Source organism: Corynebacterium mastitidis DSM 44356 (genome assembly GCF_000375365.1).
Taxonomy (GTDB): domain Bacteria; phylum Actinomycetota; class Actinomycetes; order Mycobacteriales; family Mycobacteriaceae; genus Corynebacterium; species Corynebacterium mastitidis.
The window spans coordinates 1-3,191 of sequence record NZ_AQXB01000020.1 but is presented as its reverse complement, the minus strand read 5'-3'; the positions used below and the strand labels follow the sequence as shown (position 1 = coordinate 3,191).

Below are 3,191 nucleotides of genomic sequence, written 5' to 3'. Positions count from 1 at the left end.
ATAAAGAAACCCTCTCTTATCCTGGTAAGCCCCTACCGAAGAGGGGCTGATCGTCTCCCAACTACCAGGCTATCAAAACCCCTCACCATCCCCCTAGCCCGTCAAGACACTGTAGGTACCAATACGCTCAGCCAAAAAAGGAAAAACAAAAAACCACAAAACCGCAACCACAGATATAATTATCCCCAAAGAAAGAACAACCCGCACACGAAAAGAACCAGGCAAATGGCGAAAAACCCATCCGTACATCTCTACCCTACTTCCTCTCAACATCCTCTAGCGCTGCATGAATAATAAGACGCTGATCATTACTCCAATGAGGATGGCATGTTGTCAAAGTCAATATATGTGCCTGAGCATTATCCACGTCATAACGTTGAGGAGAACCTGGTACCGCATGGACTACATTGTAATCCTCCGGCGCAACAATATCCATACCGAGAAGGCCTTGATACTGCTTACCGCGCAACGCTTCTTCCTCTTTATGAGGCAAACACGAAGCATTCTCCTTCTCCCGTTCTTCTTCATCACTGCGGAAGGAAAGAACACGGTACGTATAGATAGCCTCATGCGTCTCAACCACAATAGGATCACAAACGGAAAACCTGTCAAGATCCCCAAACGGGGCATTCCACCCATCACGGTGCGCTGCAACCGCCACATTCCCAGGCTCACCAGGATTATCCGAATCGGAATACCACCCAGGGCCTTGATTCAACGTAGACGGCTCAATCCCCTTCAGCATGGGGTACTCACCGCCCACATGCGCGGGAAACCGAAGAATAGCAAGGGGATCACCCTCGCTGGCCTCCTCACTAAGACGGAACCACGACCGCTGCTCCCCAGCCGTCTGCTCGCTACCCCCCCAGGCCTGCTGAAGCTGGTCAACGTGGCTACGCTGCACCGAAGCAGACTCCACCCCCGTCCCCCACAAAACATACACCAAAAACAAAAAGACGATAACAAATACCGTCCCTAGAAACTCTCCCAAGAAAAAAGAAAATCGAGACCACGAAAAAGAACGGTCAGGAAAATCAGAATAGTCAACCTTGCCCGATGCATCATTCACACGCATTCATGTACCTCATCCCCACATGAAAAGAAAGTATATCCTTTTCTATAAGGTGAATGAACTATTCTTCGCCACCCGTGGAAGAATCGCCATTCTTCTGAGCATCATGGTAATCCTTTTTAATATCGGCAGCAATGCGTCCCGTTTGCCCCACCTTATAACCATGTTCCTGTGCCCATTTACGAATGGCGGCAGCCTCAGAATTTGCCTGAGAGCCACTTCTAGATCGCTGCTTCTTCCTCCGGGCCACCCGAGACTTACTCGTCCACTTGTCCATGGACTTCATAAAAAGATCAAACGATTCTTCAGAAAGATCTATCTCATATTCCGTACCATCGACCGTGTAATGAACGGTAACAAGCTCTTCCCTCGGGAAAGTCTTGCCACTATAATCATCGTGGTACTTATACTGCATCGTCATGCCCATAGTTTCTCCTTAATGCTCTTCAGGTAAGTGGGATGTGCTCAGGATAGAAAAAGATACATCGTGTAAAATTCTACCCTACTTCACTTCAGAATGTAAGGTAATGTTCTTGAAGTTCGTGTGGAGCTTTCGCGGGAGTCTTTTCTGCACGCGGTCTATGTGCTCCTCAAGGAGAGGCATGAGGGCTTCTAGCACGGGGAGGATCGGTATGAGCGCCTGGTACTCCGCTGCTGGAACCTTCTTGCCATCGCCTGCCAGGAGGCGCCGGATCTGCTCCATGGTCAACGACCACGTAGCAGCCTGCACCTCCCACCCCTGCCGAGTAGGAAGCAAGTACAGCTCCCCAACAGGAGCGCTTGACACCATCAGCCCCTGCCAACTCGCCCCTCGAAAATCCGCCCCCCGAACGTTCGTAGCGTGAAAGAACACTCCATGCAAAGACGATCTGCAAAAAACCGACTCACCAAAATCGGCACACGACACATCCACACCATAAAAACTGGAACCAGAAAAATCAGTCTGCCGTGCGATTGTGCCGGAAAAATCTGCTTGCCGAAAATCTATCTGACTCAGATCCAGATGAGATAAATCCATGCCGGAAAAATCTGGATGCCCACCGTGAGCCCGTGCCTGCGAAATGACCCGCAGAACCTCCGACCGTGTTATTGCCTCACTACTCATTTCCCGCTCCCTCCTGCTTGCTCTTAACGGCGTGGCAGGAGAAATCCGCCGGCGCCGAGCCACCTCGCACCAAGAGAGGCTGCCGCTCACCCAAACGATGAGCCCTCACCTTGTCGAAGGAGGGAGTCTCCTTCAGCAGTCTCTTGGCGATCTCCCCGCGCTGGGGGCCGAACATCTGCTCAAGAACTTTGCCGACCGTAGCTGCATCCCCCACCGCTGAGTGCAGCTTCTCCCCGCCGACGCCAAAGCGCTGAGCCAAAGCTGCGAGCCTGTACGGACCCTGCTCTACTGCTTCACACGCCAGCCCAAGGGAGTCAACAATATCGGTGATCAACAGCTTCGGCTTCATACCACGAGCCGCATAGGCACGCTTGGCCTCCGCATTGAGAAACCCCACATCAAACTTCGCATTGTGCGCAATCAACACGCGGTTATCAAGCACATCAACAAGCTGATCGTGGATCTCGGCAAAGGTCGGAGCCTTGACCAAATCCTCCACCCGGAGACCATGAATATCACTGCCACCAACCCGTTTACGCTCAGGGTTGACCAGCGTCTCCCACCGCGAGACCTCCCGGAACTGACGATCAAGGATGCACACCCCAATCTCCACAATCCGGCACGACGACGGAGTAAACCCCGTGGTCTCTACGTCAACCACCGCAAACACAGGTTGGCTGCGGTACTCCTCCTTAGCGGCCTGGATCGCATCAACGATCTCACGCCACCACGAGCTGATCCCCATGATCCCTCCTGGGACTATGCGCTGACTATGAATTATTCAGAAGGTCCTTAAAAAACGCCTCCCGTACTTCCTCGCCCTCATCAAGGAAAGAAGCTATGAGTTCATTGACAATAGTACTGATATTGGTGCCATTCTTTACGGCTTCAATCTTGATACCGCTATGAACCTCCTTTTCAAGGTGGATAGTGTAACCCTTCGTATCCTTATCTCCTCGGCCCTTATTGGGGAAAGCATCTTTAATGCTCTGCTGATTGTTCTTTCCCTTGCGC

At 51.8% G+C, this 3,191-nt stretch carries 5 protein-coding genes; all 5 read right to left on the bottom strand.

The window, feature by feature from the left end; genetic code table 11:
* Positions 1 to 256 precede the first annotated feature (256 nt).
* On the bottom strand, positions 257 to 1,075 hold the full coding sequence (locus B140_RS13565) for a class E sortase (protein ID WP_083912342.1): 819 nt from the start codon (positions 1,073 to 1,075) through the stop codon (positions 257 to 259).
* Between the two features lie 58 nt (positions 1,076 to 1,133).
* On the bottom strand, positions 1,134 to 1,493 hold the full coding sequence (locus B140_RS13560) for a histone-like nucleoid-structuring protein Lsr2 (protein ID WP_169332547.1): 360 nt from the start codon (positions 1,491 to 1,493) through the stop codon (positions 1,134 to 1,136).
* Positions 1,494 to 1,574: 81 nt separating this feature from the next.
* Positions 1,575 to 2,090 (bottom strand): pentapeptide repeat-containing protein, encoded by a 516-nt coding sequence (locus B140_RS13555; protein ID WP_169332546.1) that lies wholly within the window; start codon positions 2,088 to 2,090, stop codon positions 1,575 to 1,577.
* A 79-nt stretch (positions 2,091 to 2,169) separates the two neighbouring features.
* Positions 2,170 to 2,922, bottom strand: coding sequence for a 3'-5' exonuclease (locus B140_RS13110; RefSeq protein WP_018119458.1), 753 nt, complete (start codon positions 2,920 to 2,922; stop codon positions 2,170 to 2,172).
* Between the two features lie 25 nt (positions 2,923 to 2,947).
* On the bottom strand, positions 2,948 to 3,191 hold a 244-nt coding region (locus B140_RS14245; protein WP_211208167.1), incomplete at its 5' end, for a hypothetical protein.

Coding starts and splice junctions, on each gene's coding strand:
- B140_RS13110 (WP_018119458.1), bottom strand. CDS start 2,922: ATGGGGATCAGCTCGTGGTGGCGTGAGATCGTTGATGCGATCCAGGCC.
- B140_RS13560 (WP_169332547.1), bottom strand. CDS start 1,493: ATGACGATGCAGTATAAGTACCACGATGATTATAGTGGCAAGACTTTC.
- B140_RS13555 (WP_169332546.1), bottom strand. CDS start 2,090: ATGGATTTATCTCATCTGGATCTGAGTCAGATAGATTTTCGGCAAGCA.
- B140_RS13565 (WP_083912342.1), bottom strand. CDS start 1,075: ATGCGTGTGAATGATGCATCGGGCAAGGTTGACTATTCTGATTTTCCT.